This window comes from Aeromonas sp. 9A (assembly GCF_963900955.1).
Taxonomy (GTDB): Bacteria; Pseudomonadota; Gammaproteobacteria; order Enterobacterales; family Aeromonadaceae; genus Aeromonas; species Aeromonas salmonicida.
The window spans coordinates 3243399-3266065 of sequence record NZ_CAWRFG010000001.1 but is presented as its reverse complement, the minus strand read 5'-3'; the positions used below and the strand labels follow the sequence as shown (position 1 = coordinate 3266065).

Here is a 22667-nt window from a genome sequence, read left to right as displayed (position 1 = left end):
CCTTTTGCGAGGGGAGACAGGATTGTGCAAGTTAAAGCTAACTTGAGGTCAAGGGTGAAAACGGATCGCAAGTGGTTAGCCATAGGTCAGATAGCGAAGCGCGCCGGGGTCAATGCCAGTGCCTTGCGTTTTTACGAGCAGAAGGGATTGATCAGCAGCGTGCGCAGCGATGGCAGCCAGCGCCTCTATCCGCAGGATGCGCTGCGCCGGATAGCCTTCATCCGGGTGGCGCAGGGGATGGGGTTGAGCCTTGGCGAGATTGCCGATGCCCTCGCCGGCTTGCCAGATGGCCGCACGCCGGATCGCAGCGATTGGGAGCAGATAGCCAGCCAGTGGCAAGGCCTGCTTGATCAGCGCATCGAGGCTTTGGTGCAGCTCAAAGGCAAGCTCACCTCCTGTATTGGTTGTGGTTGCCTGTCCCTTGAGCACTGCGCCCTTTACAACCCGGATGATCAGGTTGCCGTACAGGGCGCCGGCCCCCGGTATCTGCTGGGGGATGTGCCGCCATCCGACCCGGGATCAGAAGACCAATAAACATGAGCGTCGACCTGGCATGCCATGCACTGGGCGACCTGAGTAATGAGCAAGGAGGAGACATGGCATTGCAACAGCTTAAACGGGAGTTGGAACAGTTTGGCGAGCGCAGCGATGATGCGCAGCCGACCCGTGGCAGCAAGATGCTCAATATCACCCGCGATACCGGCGAGTTGCTGGCGGTACTGGTACAGACGCGGGGGGCTGAGGCCGTACTGGAGATTGGCACCTCCAACGGTTATTCCACTCTCTGGCTGGCCGAAGCGGTGCAAAGGCTCAATGGCCGGGTCACCACCATAGAGCGGGATGAGGGCAAGCGTGAACTGGCTGATATCAACTTTCAGCGTGCCGGCCTGAGCCCCTGGATCACCCAGTTGGCGGGGGAGGCCGAAACCCTGTTGCCCACTTTGCCAGAGGCCGGTTATCAGCTCATCTTCCTGGACTCGGATCGCCAGCGCTATCGTGTCTGGTGGCCACAGATCCAGCGCCTGCTGGCACCCCGTGGTCTGCTGGTGGTGGACAATGCCGTCTCCCATCGGGATGAGTTGGAAGAGTGGATGGGAGAGGTGCAGCGTGATCCGGCCTTTGCAACCTCGCTGGTGCCTGTTGGCAAGGGGGAGTGGCTGGTGGTGAGTTTGTCGGGAGAGTGAGCATGGAGTTCAGAACCATGGAACCAAAAGCAGTGGTAGAGGCCTATTGGCAGGCCATGCAAAGCAATGATTTTTCGAGGGCGGCCCGCTGGCTCGGCGATGATTTTATCTGCGACTGGCCGCAGTCGGGGGAGCGCATCGAGGGGCGCTGCAACTTTGTCGAGATCAACCGCCGCTATCCGGCGGCAGGCCCCTGGAATTTTGACGTGGTCCGGCTACTGGAGCAGGGCGGTGAAGTCGTGACCGAGGTGTTGATCACCGATGGTGAGGTGCAGGCTCGCGCCATTACCTTTCACACAGTGCGCGGCAATGTCATCTCGCGCCAGACCGAGTTCTGGCCCGATCTCTACGAGGCACCCCGCTGGCGTCGCCCCTGGGTGACCCCCATTCCCCGGGAGCCGCAACCGGCCTGATGCATCCGTCAGCTGGCGCGCGTATGTGCCAACAAACAGCCCCGCAGATGCGGGGCTGTTTGTTGGCACAAAGGCGATGACGGACGGCGGATCAGACGGCCAGATAGTCCATGATCCCTTCGGCAGCCTTGCGACCTTCGTAGATGGCGGTCACCACCAGGTCGGAACCGCGCACCGCATCGCCACCGGCGAATACCTTGGGGTTGCTGGTCTGGAAGGGGTAGTCAGCCTGCTCGCTGGCTTTGATGCGATCACGGTTGTCGAGCGCTATGCCAAACTCCTGCATCCAGGGTTGGGGGTTGGGCTGGAAGCCAAACGCCATCACCACCGCATCGGCAGCCAGCACCTGCTCTGAACCCTCTATCACTACCGCATTGCGACGGCCATTGGCATCGGGCGCACCGAGTTCAGTGCTCACCATCTTGATGCCACAGGTCTGGCCATCAGCATCCAGTTCGACGCCGATGGGCTGCAGGTTGAACATGAATTCGACCCCTTCCTCCCGGGCATTTTTCACTTCCCGTTTGGAGCCCGGCATGTTTTCGGCATCGCGGCGATAGGCGCAAATGACGTTGGCGGCACCTTGGCGGATGGCGGTACGCACGCAGTCCATGGCGGTATCGCCACCACCGAGCACCACGACTTGCTTGCCGGCGAAGTCGATGTAATCGGCCTGCGCCTTCTCAAAGCCCAGCAGCCGGTTGGCGTTGGAGATGAGATAGGGCAGGGCATCGTACACACCGGGAGCCGTCTCATTCTCGAAGCCACCCTTCATGTACTTGTAGGTGCCGACCCCGAGGAAGACGGCGTCGAACTCGCCCAGCAGATCGGTGAAAGTGACATCTTTGCCCACCTCGGTCTCGAGACGGAACTCGATGCCCATGTCCTCGAAGATCTCGCGTCTGCGCTGCATCACCTCTTTTTCCAGCTTGAAGGAGGGAATGCCGAAGGTGAGCAGGCCACCAATTTCCGGATACTTGTCAAACACCACGGCGCTGACGCCCCCCCGTGCCAGCACATCGGCACAGGCGAGCCCGGCCGGGCCTGCACCTATGATGGCGACCCGCTTGTCAGTTTTCACCACGTTGGAGAGATCCGGGCGCCAGCCCATCTCGAATGCCTTGTCGGTGATGTATTTCTCGATATTGCCTATGGTCACGGCGCCGAAGCGATCGTTCAGGGTACAGGCACCCTCACACAGCCTGTCTTGCGGGCAGACGCGGCCACACACTTCCGGCAGGCTGTTGGTCTGGTGGGAAAGCTCCACCGCCTCCAGGATGCGCCCCTCATTGGCCAGTTTCAGCCAGTTGGGAATGTAGTTGTGGACCGGGCATTTCCACTCGCAATAGGGGTTGCCGCAGTCGAGGCAGCGATCCGCCTGCATGCCGACCTGGGCCTGGTTGAAGGGCTCGTAGATCTCCACAAACTGGATCTTGCGGATCTTGAGTGGCTTCTTGGGCGGGTCGACCCGCTGGACATCGATAAACTGGAATACGTTCTGGCTCATAGGGTTCCCTCCTTATTGCGCCTGGATTCTGAGTTCTGCACTGGAACGGCTGGTGTGGCCAAGCAGGGACTTGACGTCGCTGGACTTGGGTTTGATCAGCCTGAACTTGGGCACATAGGAGTCGAAGTTGGCCAGGATCTCCTCGGCGCGCGAGCTGCCGGTCTCATTGAGGTGCGCCGTTATGATGCCGCGCAGGTGCTCCTGATGGATGGCGAGTGTCGCCACGTCCAGCAGTTCGACCAGCTCGGGGTTGGTGCGTTTGGCAAAGTTGCCGCACTCATCCAGCACGTAGGCAAAACCACCTGTCATGCCCGCCGCGAAGTTGACGCCGGTGGTGCCGAGGATGGTGACGATACCGCCTGTCATGTATTCACAGCCGTTGTCGCCTATCCCCTCGACCACTGCCAGGGCCCCTGAGTTGCGCACCGCGAAGCGCTCGCCCGCCGTACCGGCCGCAAACAGCTTGCCGCCGGTGGCGCCATAGAGGCAGGTGTTGCCAATGATGGCGGCTTCGTGGGACTTGAATGCCACGCCGACGTGGGGTTTGACCACCAGTTTGCCGCCAGTCATGCCCTTGCCCACGTAGTCGTTGGCGTCACCCGTGAGTATCATCTCGAGGCCACCCGCGTTCCAGACGCCGAAGCTCTGGCCTGCTGTGCCGTTGAAGTGAACCTTCACCGGATCGGCCGCCATGCCCTGGTTGCCGTGACGCTTGACGATCTCGCCCGACAGACGGGCCCCCACGGAGCGGTCTGTGTTGCGGATGTCGTAACGGAACTCGCCGCCCGACTTGTGCTCCACCGCCTCCAGCAGATCGTCCACCATCCGCAAGTTGAGCGGTCCCTTGTCAAAGGTGGGGTTGTGCTGCTGGCTGAACAGGCTGGAGCCTGCCGGCGCCACCGGACTTGCCAGGATGCCGGAGAGGTCAAGCTTGGCCTGACGGGCGGTGAGGCCTGGCAGGGCTTCCAGCAAATCGGTACGACCGATGAGATCGGTCAGCTGGGTGACCCCCAGCTGAGCCATGAGTTCGCGTGTCTCTTCTGCGATGAACTTGAAGTAGTTCATCACCATCTCCGGCAGGCCGGTGAAGTGCTCGCGGCGCAGCTTCTCATCCTGGGTGGCGACGCCGGTGGCGCAGTTGTTCAGGTGGCAGATGCGCAGGTATTTGCAGCCGAGCGCCACCATGGGGCCTGTGCCAAAACCGAAGCTCTCGGCACCGAGGATGGCGGCCTTGATGATGTCGAGGCCGGTTTTGAGACCGCCATCCACCTGCAGCCGCACCTTGTGGCGCAGGCCGTTGGCAACCAGCGCCTGCTGGGTCTCGGCCAGGCCCAGCTCCCAGGGGGAACCGGCATACTTGACCGAGGTCAGCGGGCTTGCGCCCGTGCCACCGTCATAGCCGGAGACGGTAATGAAGTCGGCATAGGCCTTGGCCACGCCGCAGGCGATGGTGCCGACACCGGGCTCGGAGACCAGCTTGACCGACACCAGACAGTCTGGGTTGATCTGCTTGATGTCGAAGATGAGCTGGGCCAGGTCCTCGATGGAGTAGATATCGTGGTGCGGCGGCGGCGAGATCAGGGTTACGCCAGGCACGGAATAGCGCAGCTTGGCTATCTGGGCGGTGACTTTGTCACCGGGCAGCTGACCCCCTTCACCGGGCTTGGCGCCCTGGGCCACCTTGATCTGCACCACGTCCGCGTTCATCAGGTAGTGGGGGGTGACGCCAAAGCGCCCCGACGCCACCTGCTTGATACGGGAATTTTTCTCGGTACCAAAACGCTTGGGATCTTCGCCGCCTTCGCCGGAGTTGCTCTGACCGCCGAGGCGGTTCATGGCCACTGCCAGCGCTTCGTGCGCCTCAGGGCCCAGGGCGCCGATAGACATTGCAGCGGAGTCAAAGCGGGGGAACAGCTTGGCTGCCGGCTCCACTGCGCTGATGTCCACTGGATTGTCGACCTTCTTCAGAGCAAGCAGATCGCGCAGGGTAGAGACAGGGCGCTCGTTCACGAGCCGCGCATACTCCTTGTAATCGGCATAGTTGCCGGAGCGCACCGCGGTTTGCAGGGTTTGTACCACATCCGGATTGTAAGTGTGATACTCGCCGCCGTGGACAAACTTGAGCAGGCCACCCTGAGTGAGGGCCTTGCGTTGCAACCAGGCCAGGCGGGCCAGATTGAACTGATCCTGCTGGATATCGGTAAAATCGGCGCCCTGAATACGGCTGGATACACCACGGAAGCACATGGCGACCACGGCACTGGAGAGGCCCACGGCTTCAAACAGCTGGGAGCAGCGATAGCTGGCGACCGTGCTGATGCCCATTTTGGACATCACCTTGTAGAGGCCCTTGTTGATGCCGTTGCGGTAGTTGAGCATGGCCTGGCGCAGGTTCATCTTGAGCACGCCTTCCTCGACCTGCTTGGCGAGGGTTTCATAAGCCAGATAGGGGTAGATGGCGGTGGCGCCAAAGCCCAGCAGCACCGAGAAGTGGTGCGGGTCGCGGCAGCTGGCGGTCTCCACCAGGATATTGGCGTCGCAGCGCAGATTGTTGTCCACCAGGGTGCGCTGCACCGCGCCTACCGCCATGGCGGCTGGAATGGGCAGGGTGTCGGCACTGACGTCCCGATCCGACAGGATCAGCAGTACTGTACCGTTGCGGGCGGCAGTCTGGGCCTCTTCGCAGATGCGCACCAAGGCTGCTTCCAGTCCCTCTTCGGGCCTGAAGTTGAGGCTGATCACCTGATGGCGATAGTGCTCCCCTTCCAGCGCAAGCAACTGGTGGAAGTCGGAGTAGAGCAGGATCGGCGACTGGAACAGTACCCGGTGGGCGTGGCCGAAGGTCTCGTTGAAGACGTTCTGCTCGCGACCGATACAGGTAGCCAGTGACATGACGTGGTTTTCCCGCAGGGGATCGATGGGCGGGTTGGTCACCTGGGCGAACATCTGGCGGAAGTAGTCATACAGGGTGCGCTGGCTGGAGGAGAGCACAGCCATCGGGGTGTCATCCCCCATGGAGCCCACCGCTTCCTGACCGTTCTCGCCGAGCACGCGAATGATCTGATCCAGCTCCTCGTAGGAGTAGCCGAACAGTTTCTGATAGGTCTTGAGCTGATCGTCCGAGAACTCGCGGGCTCCCGTGCTGGCGTCATCCATCTGCTCGAACGGCACCAGCCGCTTGCAATGGGAGTCCATCCACTGTTTGTAGGTGTGACGGCTCTTGAGATCGTCGTCGATCTCGAAGCTGGTCCACACCTTGCCGTTGCTGGTGTCCACCACGAACAGCTCGCCCGGGCCGACCCGGCCCTTCTCCAGCACTTCATCCGGGGTGTAGTCCCAGGTGCCGACCTCAGACGCGAGCGTGATGAACTTGTCCTTGGTGATGACATAGCGGGCCGGACGCAGGCCGTTACGGTCCAGTGCGCAGGTGGCATAGCGGCCATCGGTCATGACGATGCCGGCCGGACCGTCCCAGGGCTCCATGTGCATGGAGTTGAAGTCATAGAAGGCGCGCAGGTCGTCATCCATGTTCGGGTGTTTTTGCCATGCAGGCGGGATCAGCAGGCGCATGGCACGGAACAGGTCCATGCCACCGGCCAGGAAGAGATCCAGCATGTTGTCGAGGCTGGAGGAGTCGGAGCCCGTAGTGTTGACGAAGGGCGCCGCCTCTTGCAGATCCGGAATGAGCGGGGTCGCGAACTTGTAGCTGCGGGCCTTGGCCCACTGGCGGTTGCCAGCAATGGTGTTGATCTCGCCATTGTGGGCGAGATAACGAAACGGCTGCGCCAGCGGCCAGCGCGGGCTGGTGTTGGTGGAGAAACGCTGGTGGAACACGCAGATGGCCGATTGCAGGCGAATGTCGGCAAGATCCAGATAGAAGTGCGGCAAATCCACCGGCATGCACAGTCCTTTATAGACGGTGACCAGGTTGGAGAGGCTGACCACGTAGAAGTAGTCGTCGCTGATGCGCTTTTCGATACGGCGACGCACTATATAGAGGCGGCGCTCAAGATCCTTGTCGACCCAGCCTGGCGGCGCGTTGACAAAGACCTGTTCAATACTGGGCAGGGAGGCTTTGGCGATGGGACCGAGCACATTGGTATCGATGGGCACCTTGCGCCAACCGACCAGACTCAAGGTCTCTCTTTCCAGCTCCTCGTCGATGATGTCGCGAGTCTGCTGGGCCAATACGGGGTCCGGGTTGAGAAACAGCATGCCGACCGCGTATTTGCGGCCCAGATGCCATCCTTTCTCTTCGGCGACGGCTCTAAAGAAGCTATCCGGTTTTTGCAGCAACAGACCGCAACCATCGCCGGTCTTGCCGTCGGCGGAGATACCGCCGCGGTGCTGCATGCGAGCCAATGCTGACATCGCGAGACGGACAAGCTTGTGGCTGGCTTCACCTTCCATGTGGGCCAACAGGCCGAAGCCACAGTTATCCCTCTCCAGCTTTGGATCATATAGTGACATTGCATTTCTCCCTTGCTCGGCCTTGCATCGCAAACTGCATAAATTGCGATTGGCTCTTGTGGTTCCGTCCGCCTGACGTGGCGAATCTCCAAACTAATGGGATTTTTCGGCAAGGTCAATTGAACATCCCGGCTGTTTTCATTATTACAAAGTCATAACAAAATGTTGGAGTGCGGGTATATATGGGGCTTGAATTGGTGATTGCTCTGGCGTTTTTTATTTTTATAGCACTTAATGTTGATATGTGGGCTTTTGTTGGTTGACTCAGTGGGGGAGGGGATTTGTAGTAATTTTACCAATTCATCAGGCAAGTGGTGGGGAGAGATCACAATTACGCACCACGAGTCTTGCTTTTGTCGTCAGTGAGTCTATGCGTGAATTTTCATTGCCTAACAGATGGTTAGCTAACTGTTATTCATCATGATTGTGCATGCTGTGTTTGGTGTAAGGGTTTCGAAAGCATCAACAACGACCCGCTTGCTGATATTTATCCAGATATTGGTGAATATTTATATGTTTTCTGACCTTCCCCTCCCTTGATCCAGCTCAGCGCCCTGTTTTTGCAAGCTCGTACAATGACGCTCCTTTAGCGGAGGTGTCATGCAGTTACACGAACTCGTCAATACATTCGGTCAGGATCTCAAGCAACGCCACGGCCAGAAGATCCACAAGCTCTCTATTCACGGCGCTTTCACCTGCCCCAACCGGGATGGCACCCTGGGCCGTGGTGGCTGCACTTTTTGCAATGTCTCCTCTTTTGCCGACGAGTCGGCCCAGCAGCTCTCCGTGGTGCAGCAACTGTTGGCGCGCCGGGATGAAGTGACCCGTGCCAAACGTTATCTCGCCTACTTTCAGGCCTATACCAGCACCTATGCCGAGGTCGAGTACCTGCAACGCATGTATGAAGAGGCATTGTCAGTCAGCGACATGGTGGGTTTGTGTGTCGGTACCCGACCCGATTGCGTGCCGGATGCGGTGCTGGACCTGCTGGCGGCGTATCAGGCCCGTGGCTATGAGGTGTGGCTGGAGCTGGGGCTGCAAAGTGCCAATGACAAGACTTTGCAGCGCATCAATCGCGGTCATGGTTACGTCGCCTATGCCGATGCGGTTGCGCGGGCCCATCAGCGCGGCATCAAGGTCTGTGCCCATCTGATCGTCGGCCTGCCGGGCGAGGTGCCGATGGATAGCCTCGATACCTTGCATCGCATCGTGGCGACCGGGGTCGAGGGGATCAAGCTGCACCCGCTCCATGTGGTGGAGGGGAGCACCCTCGGCAAGGCGTGGCAGGCAGGGCGGCTGGAGGTGTTGTCGCTGGATCAATATGTTGAAGCGGCAGTGGCCATGATCCAGCACACCCCTCCCGAGGTGGTCTATCATCGCATCTCTGCCTCTGCCCGCCGACCGACTCTGTTGGCACCGGTCTGGTGCGAAAATCGCTGGACAGCCATGGCCGGGATTGCTAGTGAACTGGCCCGTTCCGGTGCTCAGGGACACAGTCTGGGACGGCCTTTCTCCCTTCCTGACCATATAGAGTAAGCAATCAAATTTCGTCAAAAAAACAGAGGGTTATTAGATGAAATTCAGTCTTTGCGGTATAGTTTCGGTAAAATTGTCTTGATATAGTATTCCGCTTGGAAAAGATATCATTATCAATAAGCGTGTATTGTTTCCAATTTTGGCGGGATATATCAGACATGGCGCCATCTTGTGTCGCTATCAAGCACTTTCATGCCGTACCGTCTTTGGGCGTAATGCCTCTCAGGTCTGATGATGATATCCAGTGTCATTTACCTGTGCTTAACGTTTATCAGGCTGTTGATCTCTATGCTGTGGGATCCTGATGTTTATTCCACGAGCGTGCGCGCGTCATGCAACCATGTGTGACCACAGATGCGCGATGATGACGGCCGACCTATTCAAGCAGTGACAGGATGCTATGCAAGCAGAAACGAACCGTATTGATGAGCTGTTGGAATGTCTGGTCTTTTTAACCCGCTTTTATGGCGTGCCCAACAGCAAGGATGCCCTGACGACCGGACTGCCGCTGGTATCCGGCTTGCTGACTCCGAACCTGTTCAGCCGCGCAGCAGAGCGGGGGGGGCTTTCCGCTCGGGAAGTGATCCAGCCCCTTGCCGACATCTCATCCTTGTTGCTGCCTTGCGTATTGCAGATGCGAAACGGTGGTGCCTGCATACTGCTGGAGTGGAACGAAGACAGAACTCAGGGCAAGGTGATTTTTCCTCAGGCGGGTGATGCCGCCCAGTGGCTCGGCGTTGCCCAGCTGGGTGACGAATATCTGGGCCGGCTCTTCTTTGTCAAAAAGCAGTTCAAGTTTGATGATCGCTCTCCCAAGGTACTGGAGACCCGTGATGGTCACTGGTTCTGGAGCACGCTGTTTGAATCCCGCGGCATCTATCGGGATGTGCTGATTGCCTCCATTTTGATCAACCTGTTTGCGGTGGCCAGTCCGCTGTTCACCATGAACGTCTATGACAAAATCGTGCCCAACCTGGCGTTCGAGTCACTCTGGGTGCTGGCGGTAGGCGCCATGGTGGTGTTTACCTTTGATTTTGTGATGCGCCAGCTGCGCAGCTATTTCATTGATATTGCGGGCAAGAAATCCGATGTATTGCTGTCGGCCAAGATCTTCGCCAAGGTGATGGGCATGCGGATGGAGTCGAGACCGGCTTCCACCGGCGCTTTTGCCAAACACCTGCAAGAGTTCGAGTCGGTACGGGAGTTTTTCACCTCGGCCACTGTCTCGACCCTCATCGATCTGCCGTTTGCGTTCTTCTTCCTCTTCATTATCTGGTTGTTTGCCGGCGTCATGGTGGTCGTGCCCATCGTCGCCATGCTGATCCTGATTATTTACAGCTTCTATATTCAGGCGCCGCTCAAGCAATCCATCGAAGAGGGTTCGCGCCTCGCCTCCCAGAAGAATGCCAACCTCATCGAGAGCATTTCCGGACTGGAGACCGTCAAGATCTTCGGCGCAGAGAGCATGTTCCAGCATCGCTGGGAACAGGCTGTATCCCACATCTCTACCTGGGGCGTGCAGACTCGCCGCATCACCAACTCCATGTCCTCCCTGGCCAGCTATATCCAGCAGGTGGTAACCGTGGGTCTGGTGATCGTCGGTGTCTACCAGATATCGGAAGGGCTGGTCACCATGGGGGGCATGATTGCCGCCGTCATGCTTTCCAGCCGCGCCATCGCCCCCATGGTGCAACTCTCCGTGCTCTCCACTCGTTACAACCAGGCCAAGTCCGCGCTGGAGATCCTGGAGAAAATAATGATGACGCCCGGTGAGCAGGAGGAAGGCAAGCAGTACATTCACCACCCCATCATCTCCGGGCGCATTGAATTTGATAATGTGTCGTTCAAGTATCCGGGGATGGAGACGAGCACGCTGCACAATATCAATCTGCGTATTGAGCCGGGTGAGAAGGTGGCCATCATAGGTCGGATCGGTGCGGGCAAGACTACTCTCGAGAAGATTCTGATGGGGCTGTATCGACCCACAGATGGGTCGGTCCGTCTCGACGGGTTCGAACTGGATCAGCTGCCCGCATCTGTGATCCGGCGAAACATAGGTTGTGTCCCTCAGGATGTGACCCTGTTTTTCGGCTCTGTGCGTGACAACATCATGCTGGGCAATCCGCTGGTGGACGATGCGCGGGTGCTGCGTGCGGCCAAACGAGCCGGGGTCACCAACTTCACCAACCGTGACCCGAACGGTCTGGACAGACAAATAGGGGAAGGGGGACGTCAGCTCTCCGGCGGTCAGCGTCAGGCGATCCTGCTGGCACGTGCTTTGCTCAACGATCCCCCCATTCTGGTGATGGACGAACCCACCTCCAATATGGATAACCAGTCAGAGATGCAGGTCAAGCATGAGCTGGCACGACTGGGACCGGAAACCACCCTGATCCTCATTACTCACAAGACCTCCATGCTTGATGTCGCATCGCGGGTCATCGTCGTGGAGCAGGGGCAGATAGTGGCAGATGGACCCAAAGATGTAGTGTTGCAACAGTTGAAGGAAGGCAAGGTGCGAGTGCAGGAGGCGTCCAATGGCTAAATTTGGCCTGTTCAAGAAGTCGCCGTCCGATACAGTGCTGCCCGCACCCGAACATCTGGAGTTTGTCGATGATGGCGCCGCTGCCGTCCTGCTGAGTACTCCGACCCGGGCCAGAGTATTGTTGTGGGCCTGTTTTCTGTTCTTTATGAGCGCCATTGTCTGGGCTGCCTGGGCCGAGCTGGATGAAGTGACGGTCGGACAGGGCAAAGTGATTCCGTCCCGTCAGTTGCAGGTGATTCAGAACCTGGAAGGGGGGATCGTCAAGGAGATCTTCGTCAGGGAGGGGGACATAGTCGAAGAGGGGCAGCCGCTGCTGCGTATCGATGACACCCGTTTTCGCTCCGATTTCCGGGAGCGTGAACAAGAGCTGGTGACCCTCAAGGGTGGTATCGCCCGGCTAAGGGCCGAGATTAAGAGCGTGCTGGTCAAGACTGGGCCGAACCTGAGCTGGCGTGAGCAGGTGCTCATCGACAAACAGCCCATCGACTTTCCCGAGGGCTTTGAAAATGTCTTTGCCGAATATGCTGCCCGTGAAAAGTCGGTTCAGGATGAACGACTTAATAGCCTGAATAACCAGCTCTATATACTTGGCCAGCAGATCGAGCAGAAAGAGCAGGAGCTGATCGAGCTCAATGCCAAGATAAGAACCGTCGGGCGCAGTGTTGATCTGGCCCGGCAGGAATTGAACATCAGTCGTCCACTGGCCAAAGAAGGGATAGTTCCCCAGGTAGAGCTCATCAAGCTGGAACGCCAGGTCAACGAGATGCAGGGAGAGCTGGAGAGCAACCGGCTTATTATTCCCAAACTCAACTCTGTGCTGAGAGAAAGCATTTCCAAGCGCAACGACATTGCATTGAAGTTCCGTGCTGACTCACAGACTGAGCTCAACGAACTTCAGGGTAAATTGAGACAGTTGTCGGAAGGGCAGGTCGGGCTGCGAGACAGGGTCGACAGGACCAGCGTCATTGCGCCCCTCAAAGGCACCATCAAGAAACTCAAGATCAATACGCTGGGGGGGGTGGTGCAACCGGGTATGGATTTGATGGAAATCGTGCCGTTGGAAGACACCTTGTTGGTAGAGGCCAAGGTTTCCCCGAAAGACATCGCATTCTTGCGGCCAGGGCTTGATGCCGTGGTCAAGATCACTGCTTATGACTTCACCGTTTATGGAGGACTACATGGAAAGGTCGAACAGATAAGTGCTGACTCGATCCAGGATGAGGAGGGGAACTCCTTTTATCTGGTTCGTGTCCGCACCGAGAAGAGTTACTTGGGCGATGAGCTTAACGCACTTCCCATCATCCCCGGTATGTTAGCCAGTGCAGATATTATTACTGGTAAAAAAAGTGTCCTAGACTATTTGCTTAAGCCGATATTACGGGCGAAACAGTCGGCACTGAGAGAACGATAAGCCAACAATCTAAAAACAACATGACTGGAGATACCATGAAGAAGACGATTGTTGCCATGTTAGTAAGTGGCTCCGTGCTGTTCCCGGGCCTTACCCAGGCTCAAACGCTGGAACAGTCAGTGGCACAGTCACTGGCTACCCATCCGAAAATCAAGGAAGCTTTTGATCTCTATCAGGCACGACTGTATCAGCATGATGGAGCCAAAGGTGGTTACTACCCCACTATCGATCTGCGCGGTGGTGTCGGTTATGAAAAGACCGATAGCCCCTCCACCCGTGCCGCGGGCGCCAATAGCAATATTGACGACTCCATGACCCGTAAAGAGGCCGGGATCAGTCTGCGCCAGATGCTGTTCGACGGTTTCAATGTCAGCAGCAACGTGGCTCGGACCGATGCCGAAGCCAGCGCCCAGCGTCTGGCCATGATCTCCGAGGCAGAGAACACGGCGCTGCGCGTGGCTGAGGTTTACCTCAACATGTTGCGTCAGCAGGAGATCCTGGAACTGTCCAAGCAGAACCTGGAAACCCATGAGCAGATCCGCAGCGACATCAGCAAGCGGACCGACTCTGGCCTGGGCTCTACTGCGGACCAGACCCAGATCGATGGTCGGGTTGCCAGAGCCTATGCCAACCAGGCTGCCGCCGAGAACAACTATCGCGATGCCGAGAGCGAATTCATTCGCGTTGTCAACGAGATGCCCAAGGATCTGGTACAACCGGTTCCCGATGGACAGTTCATTCCAGCCAGTCTGGATGCCGCGCTGAAAACGGCCACCGAAGTACATCCGACCCTGCTCTCTTCCCTGCAGGATATCGAAGCGGCCAAGTATCAGCATGAAGGCTCCAAATCCGGCTTCTATCCGAACGTCACGTTCGAAGTGGATCAGAACTGGAATGAGGATATCGATGCGGTCAAGGGACGCAACGATGATCTGACTGCCATGGTTCGGATGCGTTACAACCTGTTCCGCGGTGGTTCTGATCTGGCAGAGAGCAAGGCGGCTTCATCCCTGTACTCCCAGGCGAAAGACATTCACCTGAATGCCTTCCGTCAGGTTGAAGAGGGAACGCGTCTGGCTTGGAACGCCAAAGAGTCTTTGACCAAGCAGAAGACCTTCCTCAAAGAGCACGTTGACGCCAGCTATGACACTGTACAGGCGTACAAGAAGCAGTTTGGTCTGGGTCAGCGTACCTTGCTGGACGTGTTGAACACCGAGAACGAACTGTTCGAGGCGCGCCGCAGTTACATCACGGCCGAGTATGACGCCCTGCTGGCGGATTATCGCATCCTCAACGCGACAGGCAGTTTGCTCAACGCGTTTAACGTGCAGCAGCCGGCCGAATGGCAAGCTAAACGGTAATGGAGAACGCATCAGGTTTGATGCGAGTGAAAGGGATGGTCGCAGCTGTGCTGCCACCATCCCTTGTCTCTAACGGTCTGATGCTTGGCCGGTGCAGTGACAGTCATTGGATGCCCATGGGATGAGTGTGACGGTGTGGTGGAAGGCAAGCGGTTGCAGCAGGGTGTCAGCCTCTGGGTTGGGTCTGCTTTTGCGCGCTCGCTGGCTGCGTTACTCACTGTGGTTGTTGCTGGTTTCGCTTCCGCTCCTCCTCTCCGCCAGTCAACCTTTGACACCCGAAGACCTCAAGCTGGTCCAACGCGCCGAGGAAACCTATGGGGCCAGGGCAGGCAAGCGCGTGACAAGCTGGCGTACGCTGGTTATGCAGAATCGTGCAGCCGGGCTGAACGAACGCCAGAAACTGGAGAAGGTAAACCAGTTTTTTAATCGAATGCGTTTTCTTGATGACATCAAGTTGTGGCGCAAGAAAGATTACTGGGCCACCCCGTTGGAATTTCTGGGGGCGGCCGGCGGTGATTGCGAAGACTTCAGCATTTCAAAATACTTTACCCTGCTGGAGCTTGGCATTCCCGATGAGAAAATGCGGATGGTATATGTCAAGGCGTTGGATTATAACCAGTTTCATATGGTTGTTGCCTACTATGACACTCCGTCCTCCGAACCTGTGATTTTGGATAATTTGATCGGCTCGATCCGTCCTGCCAGCCAGCGCAGGGATCTGGTGCCGATATACAGCTTTAACGGTAGTCACTTGTGGTTGATGAAGGCGCGTGGTCAAGGGGAACTGGCCGGGCAGTCGTCACGCTTGGGATTATGGACTGATTTACGCAATCGCATGACTTCCGGGCGATTGGCTCGGCCTGTGGTGAATTTGGATGATTAACCTATGACGCTCTACAGACAATTATTGGCAACTATGTTGATCCTGTTCGGCTTGTTGTTTGCAGCCACCTATTGGGTGCAGTTCAATTCGACCCGAACCTATCTGGCCCAGCAGCAGGAAACCACCGTCATCAATACCGCCACCTCACTTGGGTTGGCGCTGACCCCGTATTTGGAAAACGGTGACAAGGTGGGAGCTGAGTCTGTCATCCAGGCCATATTCGATGGCGGCTATTATCAGTTGATCCGACTGGATTTGCTGGCGTCCAAAGATGTCATCGAGCAAGAGAACACCAGCAACATCCAGGGCGTGCCGCAATGGTTTATCGGTTTGGGTTTGTTTCCAGAAGTATCCAACGAGTCCATTCTGACATCCGGCTGGCTGCAACTGGGTAAACTGAAAGTGGTGGGCCACCCGGGACAAGCCTATTACGAGCTGTGGCGGGGGATGAGCGAACTGGCAAGCTGGTTCCTGATCGGTTTTTTAATCACCACCATTTTGCTGATGAGGGCACTGAATTATCTGCTCAAGCCACTCAAACAAATTTGCGAGCAGGCTGTGGAAATTGAACTTCACCATTTCGGTCATGCCATTCCAGAGCCCAAAACCCACGAATTGAAGCAGGTGGTCCAGGCCATCAATACCCTCTCCAGCAAGTTGGCACTGCAGTTCAAAGAGCAAGCCGATGAAGCTGAAAAACTGCGGGAGCGGGTCTATGTGGATGCGGTTTCCGGGCTGGGCAACAGGGCCTATTTTGTCGGTCAGGTCAACGCCTGGATTGCCGAGGCAGGACAAGGCGGTGTCATGCTGGTTGCGGTCGACATGCTCGATGATTTGTACCGCGAAGAGGGGTTTGCCGCGCGGGACAACATGGTCAAGTCCATCGCCCAGACCTTGAAGGATCAGCTGAAGGGGTGGGATGGTGCGGCTCTGGCGCGGATCTCTGCGACTGAATATGCGCTGCTCTGTCCAACCGATGATCTGACCCAGTTGAAAGATCTGGCGGAGGTTATCAACAGCCGGATTGCCGACCTGGTCGTTAATCCGATGGGTGAAGGAGATGCCCTCTCCGTCATCGGTATTGCGGGGCGTGATGGCAATGACGATCTCTCCGCCTTGCTGACCAAAGCCGATAACGCCCTTGGCAAGGCCCGCAACGAACGCCGTGGCGCCGTGGTCATGGAAGGGGGTACAGATCAGGGAATGATGGGGCGCCTGGCTTGGCGTGATCTGGTGCAAGATGCCATTTCACGGCACTTGTGGCGCTTCAAGGCTCAACCGGCCTGCCGATTCGACAATGGGGTGCGGTTACATGCCGAGTTGTTTGCCTCTATTTCGCGGGATGGGACCGACTACTTTGCGGGCCAGTTCTTGCCAGCCATCGAACAATTCAAGTTGGGGAGTGAATTTGATCAGGCAGTATTGGATGCCTGCGTTCCTTTGCTTAAACAGCAGTCAGACCTGGTGCTGGCCATCAATATCACGGTAGGTTCCCTCTGCTCTGACGAGTTTCTGACCTGGCTGACGGAGTACCTGACAGCCCATGCAGAGTTGAAGGATCGTTTGCTGTTTGAAATACCGGAAGCCGCCATCATGAAGCACAAGGAACATGTGACCGTGCTGGTGAATACTTTGCAGGAGCATGGATTTCAGTGGGGGGTTGACCATTATGGTCGTCACTTCCAGTCTCTGGGTTATCTGGAAGAGCTGGCTCCGGCGTATGTCAAGGTCGACCATGGTTATACCAGTCAGGTCATGGAGCCGGGGGCTGACACCTCTTTCCTGGCCGCGGTTTGTCGCGCCGCCCACAATGCGGGTGTGACGACCATTGCAACCCGTGTTGAGGATCAGCATCAGGTCGAGCTGCTTTCCAAGCTGCATATCGACGGTTATCAGGGCTTCGTACACCCTGCATTTCCCTTGCCCTGAGCAATCGATATTCACAGTGAGGCCCCATAGGGGCCTTTTTTTTATGCGAAATATAAATAAGCATGGAGGTTTTTAATGGCAAACCTGCTAAGGCTTTACTCGAATCCCAATTAAGTGATTGATTCAATAATATAAAAAAGACCCTTCGATTTAATGGGTGGCATTGCTCTTGGTTTGAACCAACCTTATACATTTTTGCAACGGAAGCCAGGGGGACGGGTATCTATGGTGTAGACATCAAGATCTGTCATGTTGGAGCAATGGATATGCGTACTCAAGTGATCGACAAAACCGTGGTGGTGTCTTCTATTGAAGGCAATATTCAAATTTTGCTGGCTGATGGTAGCAGCCGCCCGCTGCAGAAAGGTGAAATTCTGCAGCCTGGTGCCAGGCTAAACATCGCAGATGACGCCAAGCTGTTATTGGCTCCCTATGACGATTCTCCTACGGCTACCACGCCAGACTCCTCCGCCCCGGATGTGCCTGTACCGGGATTGCAACAAGTGCCAGATGATGGCACAGCTACCTCCCCTGAAATCGCGGCATTGCAACAGTCGATCTTGCAAGGTATCGACCCGACACAAAACTTTGAGGCTTCTGCTGCCGGTGGGGCGCCCGCTGCTGGTGGGGGCGGTGGCATTGGTGGAGTCGCCGGTGCCAGTGGTAATGGCGGTTTTGTCACCATTGATAGAACGGGTGATGCAACCATTGCCGCAGCCGGATTTGACACCACTTATCAAACTGAGCCTGTGGTGGATACAGAGCAACTCGCAGAGCCACTGCTGACCAATGAATTGAGTGATGAGGGAGAGCAGCTGACAGTTTCTGAGGGTGGGGTGCTCAATGGCAATGTGCTCACCAACACCGTCAATACGGATGGCCCTGAAGCTGCATCGGTGCCGATCTTCAGTTGGGGGGACAATATCAATGTGACTGCCGGTACGAGCGTCACGATTGATGGTGTCGGCAGCCTCATCGTCAACTCCGATGGCAGTTTCACCTTCACGCCTGCACCCAACTATGATGGTGCGGTTCCGCCTGTTACCTATGTGGTAACCGACGGAGTAGATACCGTGACCTCTACGTTGACCTTGACCATAGACCCGATAAATGACCTGAGTGATGGTGATGAGGCGTTCTCCATCGCAGAAGATACATCTGTCTTGGGTAACGTATTGAGTAATTCAGTGGATCCCGATGGGCCGCAGGGGGCCAGCGTAGTGAGTTATAGCTGGGGGGATGTGCTTGGTATTGCGGCAGGAACAACCACGACTCAAGAAGGGATTGGTACGCTGATTATTAACAGCGATGGCAGTTTCTCGTTTACTCCATCTCCTGATTTTTCCGGCGTTGTTCCACCGGTTAGCTATCTGGTAACCGATGGAGAAGACACAGTTACCTCAGTGCTGACCATCAATGTTACCCCTTTGGGAGACATCGACTTCAATGCGCAGGCACTGAACGTGGTGAGCACCGAGACCGATGCCGGGCTGCAGGTGGAGTTGACCAACACAGTGACCATCAGTGACAGCGATGGCTCCGAGAGCTGGACCAGTCTGGTGTACACCTTTGACAACCTGCCGGCGGGGACCACGGCGGTGGGGGGCACCCTGGTGGGTAACGTGCTGACGGTGACAGTCACCGGCGGNCGTAGATTTTCCTCATGACATACCGTGCCTTATGGCTGGCACTGACAGCCAGCATGCTTGCCGCCTGTACTTCCACTACGTCATTCACTGACGCCGAGTTATCCCAAGCAGCAACGCAGGGGGATGGCCGAGCCCAATATGAGCTGGCTAAACGTCTGGCAAACCAGCCCGATTACCCCAACGCCATGCACTGGATGCAGCAAGCTGCAGAGCAGTCAGGCCCCTTGGCCTCCGATCAGCAGACCCGCGCGAACGCCGCATGGCAGGTAGGTGACTGGTATCAGGTTGGGCTCGGTGAGCCTAAAAATCCGGCACTTGCCAATCAGTGGTGGCAACGATCTGCGCGTCTTGGTAACACCCATGCCAGCTATCGGTTGGGGTTGATGTGCCAGGAGCAGCATCAAGGCAAACTGGTGAATGAATGCCTCGACTGGTTCGAGCAGGCTGCCAAGCGGGAGCATGCCGAGTCACAGTTAGTCCTGGCCCGGTGGTACAGCAAACAACCGGGGGCTGATGCGGACGCTATCAAGTGGCTAGAGCGGGCAGCCGAACTGGGCAATCGTGATGCCCAGTTCCTGCTGGGTGAGCGATATGCGCAAGGTAAAGGGGTTGTTAAACGACCAGATCTTGCCCAACGCTGGAATGACAAGGCTGCTGCCCAGCAGCAACCGGACGCTTTGTTACTACAAGCCAAACAGGCCGCCCCCTCCAATGCTTTCGCGGCCTATCAACGAGCAGCCAATGCGGGCTCTGCCGAAGCTGAACTCTGGCTAGGTATGGCTTATCTGGCAGGGAAACAGGTTCCCACAGACCCCGCTTTGGGGCGTTACTGGCTGGAACTGGCAGCCGGACACGGCTCCCATGAAGCCGAGTACCAACTGAGCTTGCAGCAGGTAGACCAGGAGCAGCAGCTCCACTGGTTAACGCGGGCTGCCGACGGTGGTGTCACCAAGGCATGGTTTGAGCTGGCGGAGCTACAGCATAAGCAAGGGACACTGGAACAAGCGAGAGCCAGCTATGCCAAGGCTGCCCAACAAGGACACACTGCAGCGCAATACGTTTACGGCGAAATGTTGCGTCTGGGGCAAGGTGGTAAAGAGAATTACGCACTGGCTCTCAAGCAGTATCGCCTGGCAGCCCAGCAAGGTGACCGCATGGCCCAATACCGGATGGGAACACTGCGAGAGGAAGGCTTGGGTGCTCCTCGTAATCGGGTGCATGCCTATGCTTGGCTCTCACTGGCGGCTACAGAAGCTATGCCTGAAGCCGTGCGGGCCCGTGATGAACTGGAGGCCGTGATGACCAAGCCAGAAGTCAAACAAGCTCAGAAACTGTCGGAGCACTGGTTTGGCAAGATGCCATTAACCGTCAGGAAAAGCTAAAAAAAAGAACATAGAAGGAAGCGGCCTTGGTGGGCCGCTTCTACCTTGTTTTGCACTTTCTGAGCTAACGCTCGTCCAGCGAGCTCCCGCGCATAGCCCTGCTCGCTGCACCAGTCTCGAAACAGGTCACTTCATTGTAAGAGTTGTGTTTGCTTGGTGGAGGTTGGACAATGTTCTTCTGCTACTGAGTATGGGCCAACAAGTATGCGTGTTCTTCTCGTAGAAGACGATAAGAGGCTGGCAGACGTTACTGCCGAATATCTCGACCGTTTTGGTTTTTCGGTTAGCATTGAGCTACGTGGTGATACAGCAGCTAGACGCATCCTTTCAGAAAATCCAGATGTGGTGATTCTTGATTTGCTTCTTCCAGGTATGGATGGATTTGAGGTCTGCCGACAAATTCGCCCTCATTTTACCGGTATTGTTGTAATGCTGACGGCCGTGAGTGATGACGCCGATCAGGTCCTCGGGCTTGAAATCGGGGCTGATGATTATATTGCTAAGCCTGTCCATCCGCGTGTGTTGCTTGCCCGCTTGCGGGCCCTCACTCGTCGGACGTTACCAGCCGTAACGGCAGAGCCTGAAACAACGGTACGTTTTGGCAAACTGGAGATCGTCCCTTCAGCACGTACTATTTTGCTGAATGGGCGAGAAATCCTGCTGACCACAGCTGAATTTGATCTGCTTTGGCTCTTAGCCAGCAATGCAGGCGAAGTACTTAGCCGGGATGAGCTGATGAGCAAGTTACGTGGCATCAATTACGATGGTATTGATCGCTCTATGAATGTGCGAATAGCTCGCTTGCGTAAAAAACTGGGTGATGATCCGGAGCAACCTCAGCGCATCAAGACTGTGCGAGGCAAGGGCTATCTGTTCAGCAGGTTGGGTTGGGATTAGAGATGCTTATTTTCCAGCAAGCTCATTTGCGGCAATACCTGCGTTTTTATGCTTTCTGGCTTATTTCGGTGGTTGTTCTGGCTGCTCTTGCACAGGCGTTGATCGACAAAACTCTGCGAGATAATCAGCGTGCCTACATGCAGGGGTTATTGCGCGGAACCGAGCTGCTAATTGAAGATCGGCTGACTCTTGCTCCCGCTAGCCATTGGCCTAGGCTTGTGGCGGAGTTGGATCGTCATTTTCACTATAATCTTCGACTGTTGCCGCTTGAACAGAAACAGGCGATTTTTCGCCCCGATGAATATCAAGCCCTCCTGAGTGGTCAAAGTGTCATTACCGATGAAGGCGATGTTCTCTATCGTCTACTTCCTGACAAACTGACACTGGCCGCCATTGGTCCTCTCAGTTACTCAGTGAATCCAGAGTATGCAGCAGCATTCCGCCAGGAAATTCTGACCAAAATGACAATATGGGGACTCGCAGCACTGTTACTTGGCGGAGCTGCTTGGTGGTGGCTGCGTCCCTTACAGCTTGATGCGCGCAGCTTGCGCACTACTGCAAAATTACTGGGGGAGGGCAAGCTTGGCTGCCGAGTTGCACCTGCGCGCTCCGAGTTATTTTCACCGTTGGTCGCTACGATGAACAGTATGGCTGAGCGGGTCCAGTATCTGATTGCTGCGCACAAAGAAATGTCCAGCATGATTTCTCACGAGTTACGTACGCCACTGGCTCGCATTCGTTTTACGGTCGGTATCTTGCAGGAACTTGATGATCCGGAAGCCATGAGTGGTTATTTCGAGCGCATCGAGAATGATTTGACTGAGCTGGATGAACTGGTTCAGGCTGCATTAGTGTTTGGCCGTTTTGACCGTGATGATGTTGCCTTCCGTCCCGAGGTTCATGTACTTGCACCTTGGTTGTATGAGGTTATAGAAAATCTGGAAAGTTTGGCGAATGGCGTGCAAATTGAAGTCGGGGACATACCGGCAGGATGTAGCGCATACTTTGATGCCAAGTTGATGAAATATGCTGTTAGTAACATAGTTCGCAATGCCTGCAAATATGCTACATCACGCGTATCCCTCACTGTTTTTCTCCAACAGGATATGGCCAATATTATCGTTGATGATGATGGGCCTGGCATTCCCGTCGGGGAGCGAGCAAAAATACTGCAACCTTACACTCGTTTTTTACGCGAACAGGCGCGTAGTAATGTTGGGTTTGGCTTGGGACTAACTATTGCCAACCGTATTATTGTCCTCCATGGCGGTCATATCGACATTACTGATTCTGCCTTGGGTGGTGCTCGCTTTGCACTTATTTGGCCAGTTACTAGCAAGACACAGTGAGTCCCCCCTCCTATCAGCGTTATTTTCAAACTGAAATCGGTGTTAATTTTTGGCCGAAAATATACGCATACTCTTAACTAATTTTAAATTCAAAACTTTTGACCACATGCCACGGGAAAATAAAACGATGACATGGCGGCAACTTCCTTGG

At 56.1% G+C, this 22667-nt stretch carries 15 protein-coding genes; 13 read left to right on the top strand and 2 right to left on the bottom strand.

The features are described 5' to 3' along the window. Nucleotides 1-54: 54 nt before the first annotated feature. The 3 genes from soxR (at nucleotide 55) to AACX78_RS15040 (ending at nucleotide 1597) form a co-directional block, all read left to right on the top strand. Nucleotides 55-534, top strand: coding sequence for a redox-sensitive transcriptional activator SoxR (soxR, locus tag AACX78_RS15050; protein ID WP_159166695.1), 480 nt, complete (start codon nucleotides 55-57; stop codon nucleotides 532-534). A gap of 62 nt (nucleotides 535-596) precedes the next feature. Further along, the gene (locus AACX78_RS15045) at nucleotides 597-1184 is read left to right on the top strand and encodes an O-methyltransferase (protein WP_159166694.1); all 588 of its coding nucleotides are present in this window, start codon (nucleotides 597-599) and stop codon (nucleotides 1182-1184) included. 2 nt (nucleotides 1185-1186) lie between these two features. Next, nucleotides 1187-1597 carry a nuclear transport factor 2 family protein gene (locus AACX78_RS15040; RefSeq protein ID WP_034524486.1) on the top strand — a complete coding sequence of 137 codons (411 nt, stop codon included), beginning with the start codon at nucleotides 1187-1189 and terminating at the stop codon, nucleotides 1595-1597. A gap of 91 nt (nucleotides 1598-1688) precedes the next feature. On the opposite strand, the gene AACX78_RS15035 is transcribed toward AACX78_RS15040, so the two are convergent. Beyond that, nucleotides 1689-3104 carry an FAD-dependent oxidoreductase gene (locus tag AACX78_RS15035; protein WP_159166693.1) on the bottom strand — a complete coding sequence of 472 codons (1416 nt, stop codon included), beginning with the start codon at nucleotides 3102-3104 and terminating at the stop codon, nucleotides 1689-1691. Between the two features lie 12 nt (nucleotides 3105-3116). Beyond that, nucleotides 3117-7574, bottom strand: a complete 4458-nt coding sequence (gene gltB / locus AACX78_RS15030) for a glutamate synthase large subunit (RefSeq protein WP_159166692.1) — start codon at nucleotides 7572-7574, stop codon at nucleotides 3117-3119. A gap of 600 nt (nucleotides 7575-8174) precedes the next feature. Between gltB and AACX78_RS15025 the strand changes: the two genes are divergently transcribed. The 10 genes from AACX78_RS15025 to AACX78_RS14980 all read left to right on the top strand — a co-directional run bounded on the left by AACX78_RS15025 (nucleotide 8175) and on the right by AACX78_RS14980 (nucleotide 22516). After that, nucleotides 8175-9110, top strand: a complete 936-nt coding sequence (locus AACX78_RS15025) for a TIGR01212 family radical SAM protein (RefSeq protein ID WP_159166691.1) — start codon at nucleotides 8175-8177, stop codon at nucleotides 9108-9110. A gap of 400 nt (nucleotides 9111-9510) precedes the next feature. Then, on the top strand, nucleotides 9511-11655 hold the full coding sequence (locus tag AACX78_RS15020; RefSeq protein WP_159166690.1) for a type I secretion system permease/ATPase: 2145 nt from the start codon (nucleotides 9511-9513) through the stop codon (nucleotides 11653-11655). After that, nucleotides 11648-13066, top strand: coding sequence for an HlyD family type I secretion periplasmic adaptor subunit (locus tag AACX78_RS15015; RefSeq protein ID WP_159166689.1), 1419 nt, complete (start codon nucleotides 11648-11650; stop codon nucleotides 13064-13066). Before AACX78_RS15020 ends, AACX78_RS15015 begins: the two co-directional genes overlap by 8 nt. Before the next feature lie 35 nt (nucleotides 13067-13101). After that, nucleotides 13102-14427 carry a TolC family outer membrane protein gene (locus tag AACX78_RS15010; protein ID WP_159166688.1) on the top strand — a complete coding sequence of 442 codons (1326 nt, stop codon included), beginning with the start codon at nucleotides 13102-13104 and terminating at the stop codon, nucleotides 14425-14427. Between the two features lie 121 nt (nucleotides 14428-14548). Next, nucleotides 14549-15310: a transglutaminase-like cysteine peptidase gene (locus AACX78_RS15005; RefSeq protein ID WP_159166687.1), complete on the top strand. Its 762-nt coding sequence runs from the start codon at nucleotides 14549-14551 to the stop codon at nucleotides 15308-15310. A 3-nt stretch (nucleotides 15311-15313) separates the two neighbouring features. Continuing rightward, nucleotides 15314-17239 (top strand): EAL domain-containing protein, encoded by a 1926-nt coding sequence (locus AACX78_RS15000; protein ID WP_159166686.1) that lies wholly within the window; start codon nucleotides 15314-15316, stop codon nucleotides 17237-17239. Nucleotides 17240-17499: 260 nt separating this feature from the next. Continuing rightward, on the top strand, nucleotides 17500-18906 hold the full coding sequence (locus AACX78_RS14995) for a retention module-containing protein (RefSeq protein ID WP_445206867.1): 1407 nt from the start codon (nucleotides 17500-17502) through the stop codon (nucleotides 18904-18906). Continuing rightward, the gene (locus tag AACX78_RS14990) at nucleotides 18903-20270 is read left to right on the top strand and encodes a tetratricopeptide repeat protein (RefSeq protein ID WP_159166685.1); all 1368 of its coding nucleotides are present in this window, start codon (nucleotides 18903-18905) and stop codon (nucleotides 20268-20270) included. Before AACX78_RS14995 ends, AACX78_RS14990 begins: the two co-directional genes overlap by 4 nt. A gap of 204 nt (nucleotides 20271-20474) precedes the next feature. After that, on the top strand, nucleotides 20475-21167 hold the full coding sequence (locus tag AACX78_RS14985; RefSeq protein ID WP_159166684.1) for a winged helix-turn-helix domain-containing protein: 693 nt from the start codon (nucleotides 20475-20477) through the stop codon (nucleotides 21165-21167). Nucleotides 21168-21169: 2 nt separating this feature from the next. Then, a complete protein-coding gene (locus AACX78_RS14980) occupies nucleotides 21170-22516 on the top strand; it encodes an ATP-binding protein (protein ID WP_159166683.1) in 1347 nt (448 codons plus the stop codon). Nucleotides 22517-22667: the final 151 nt, after the last annotated feature.

Excerpts from the sequence above, each read along its gene's own strand:
- AACX78_RS15045 (WP_159166694.1), top strand. The coding sequence starts at position 597 with ATGGCATTGCAACAGCTTAAACGGGAGTTGGAACAGTTTGGCGAGCGC.
- AACX78_RS15040 (WP_034524486.1), top strand. The coding sequence starts at position 1,187 with ATGGAGTTCAGAACCATGGAACCAAAAGCAGTGGTAGAGGCCTATTGG.
- AACX78_RS15035 (WP_159166693.1), bottom strand. The coding sequence starts at position 3,104 with ATGAGCCAGAACGTATTCCAGTTTATCGATGTCCAGCGGGTCGACCCG.
- gltB (WP_159166692.1), bottom strand. The coding sequence starts at position 7,574 with ATGTCACTATATGATCCAAAGCTGGAGAGGGATAACTGTGGCTTCGGC.
- AACX78_RS15025 (WP_159166691.1), top strand. The coding sequence starts at position 8,175 with ATGCAGTTACACGAACTCGTCAATACATTCGGTCAGGATCTCAAGCAA.
- AACX78_RS15020 (WP_159166690.1), top strand. The coding sequence starts at position 9,511 with ATGCAAGCAGAAACGAACCGTATTGATGAGCTGTTGGAATGTCTGGTC.
- AACX78_RS15015 (WP_159166689.1), top strand. The coding sequence starts at position 11,648 with ATGGCTAAATTTGGCCTGTTCAAGAAGTCGCCGTCCGATACAGTGCTG.
- AACX78_RS15010 (WP_159166688.1), top strand. The coding sequence starts at position 13,102 with ATGAAGAAGACGATTGTTGCCATGTTAGTAAGTGGCTCCGTGCTGTTC.
- AACX78_RS15005 (WP_159166687.1), top strand. The coding sequence starts at position 14,549 with ATGAGTGTGACGGTGTGGTGGAAGGCAAGCGGTTGCAGCAGGGTGTCA.
- AACX78_RS15000 (WP_159166686.1), top strand. The coding sequence starts at position 15,314 with ATGACGCTCTACAGACAATTATTGGCAACTATGTTGATCCTGTTCGGC.
- AACX78_RS14990 (WP_159166685.1), top strand. The coding sequence starts at position 18,903 with ATGACATACCGTGCCTTATGGCTGGCACTGACAGCCAGCATGCTTGCC.
- AACX78_RS14985 (WP_159166684.1), top strand. The coding sequence starts at position 20,475 with ATGCGTGTTCTTCTCGTAGAAGACGATAAGAGGCTGGCAGACGTTACT.
- AACX78_RS14980 (WP_159166683.1), top strand. The coding sequence starts at position 21,170 with ATGCTTATTTTCCAGCAAGCTCATTTGCGGCAATACCTGCGTTTTTAT.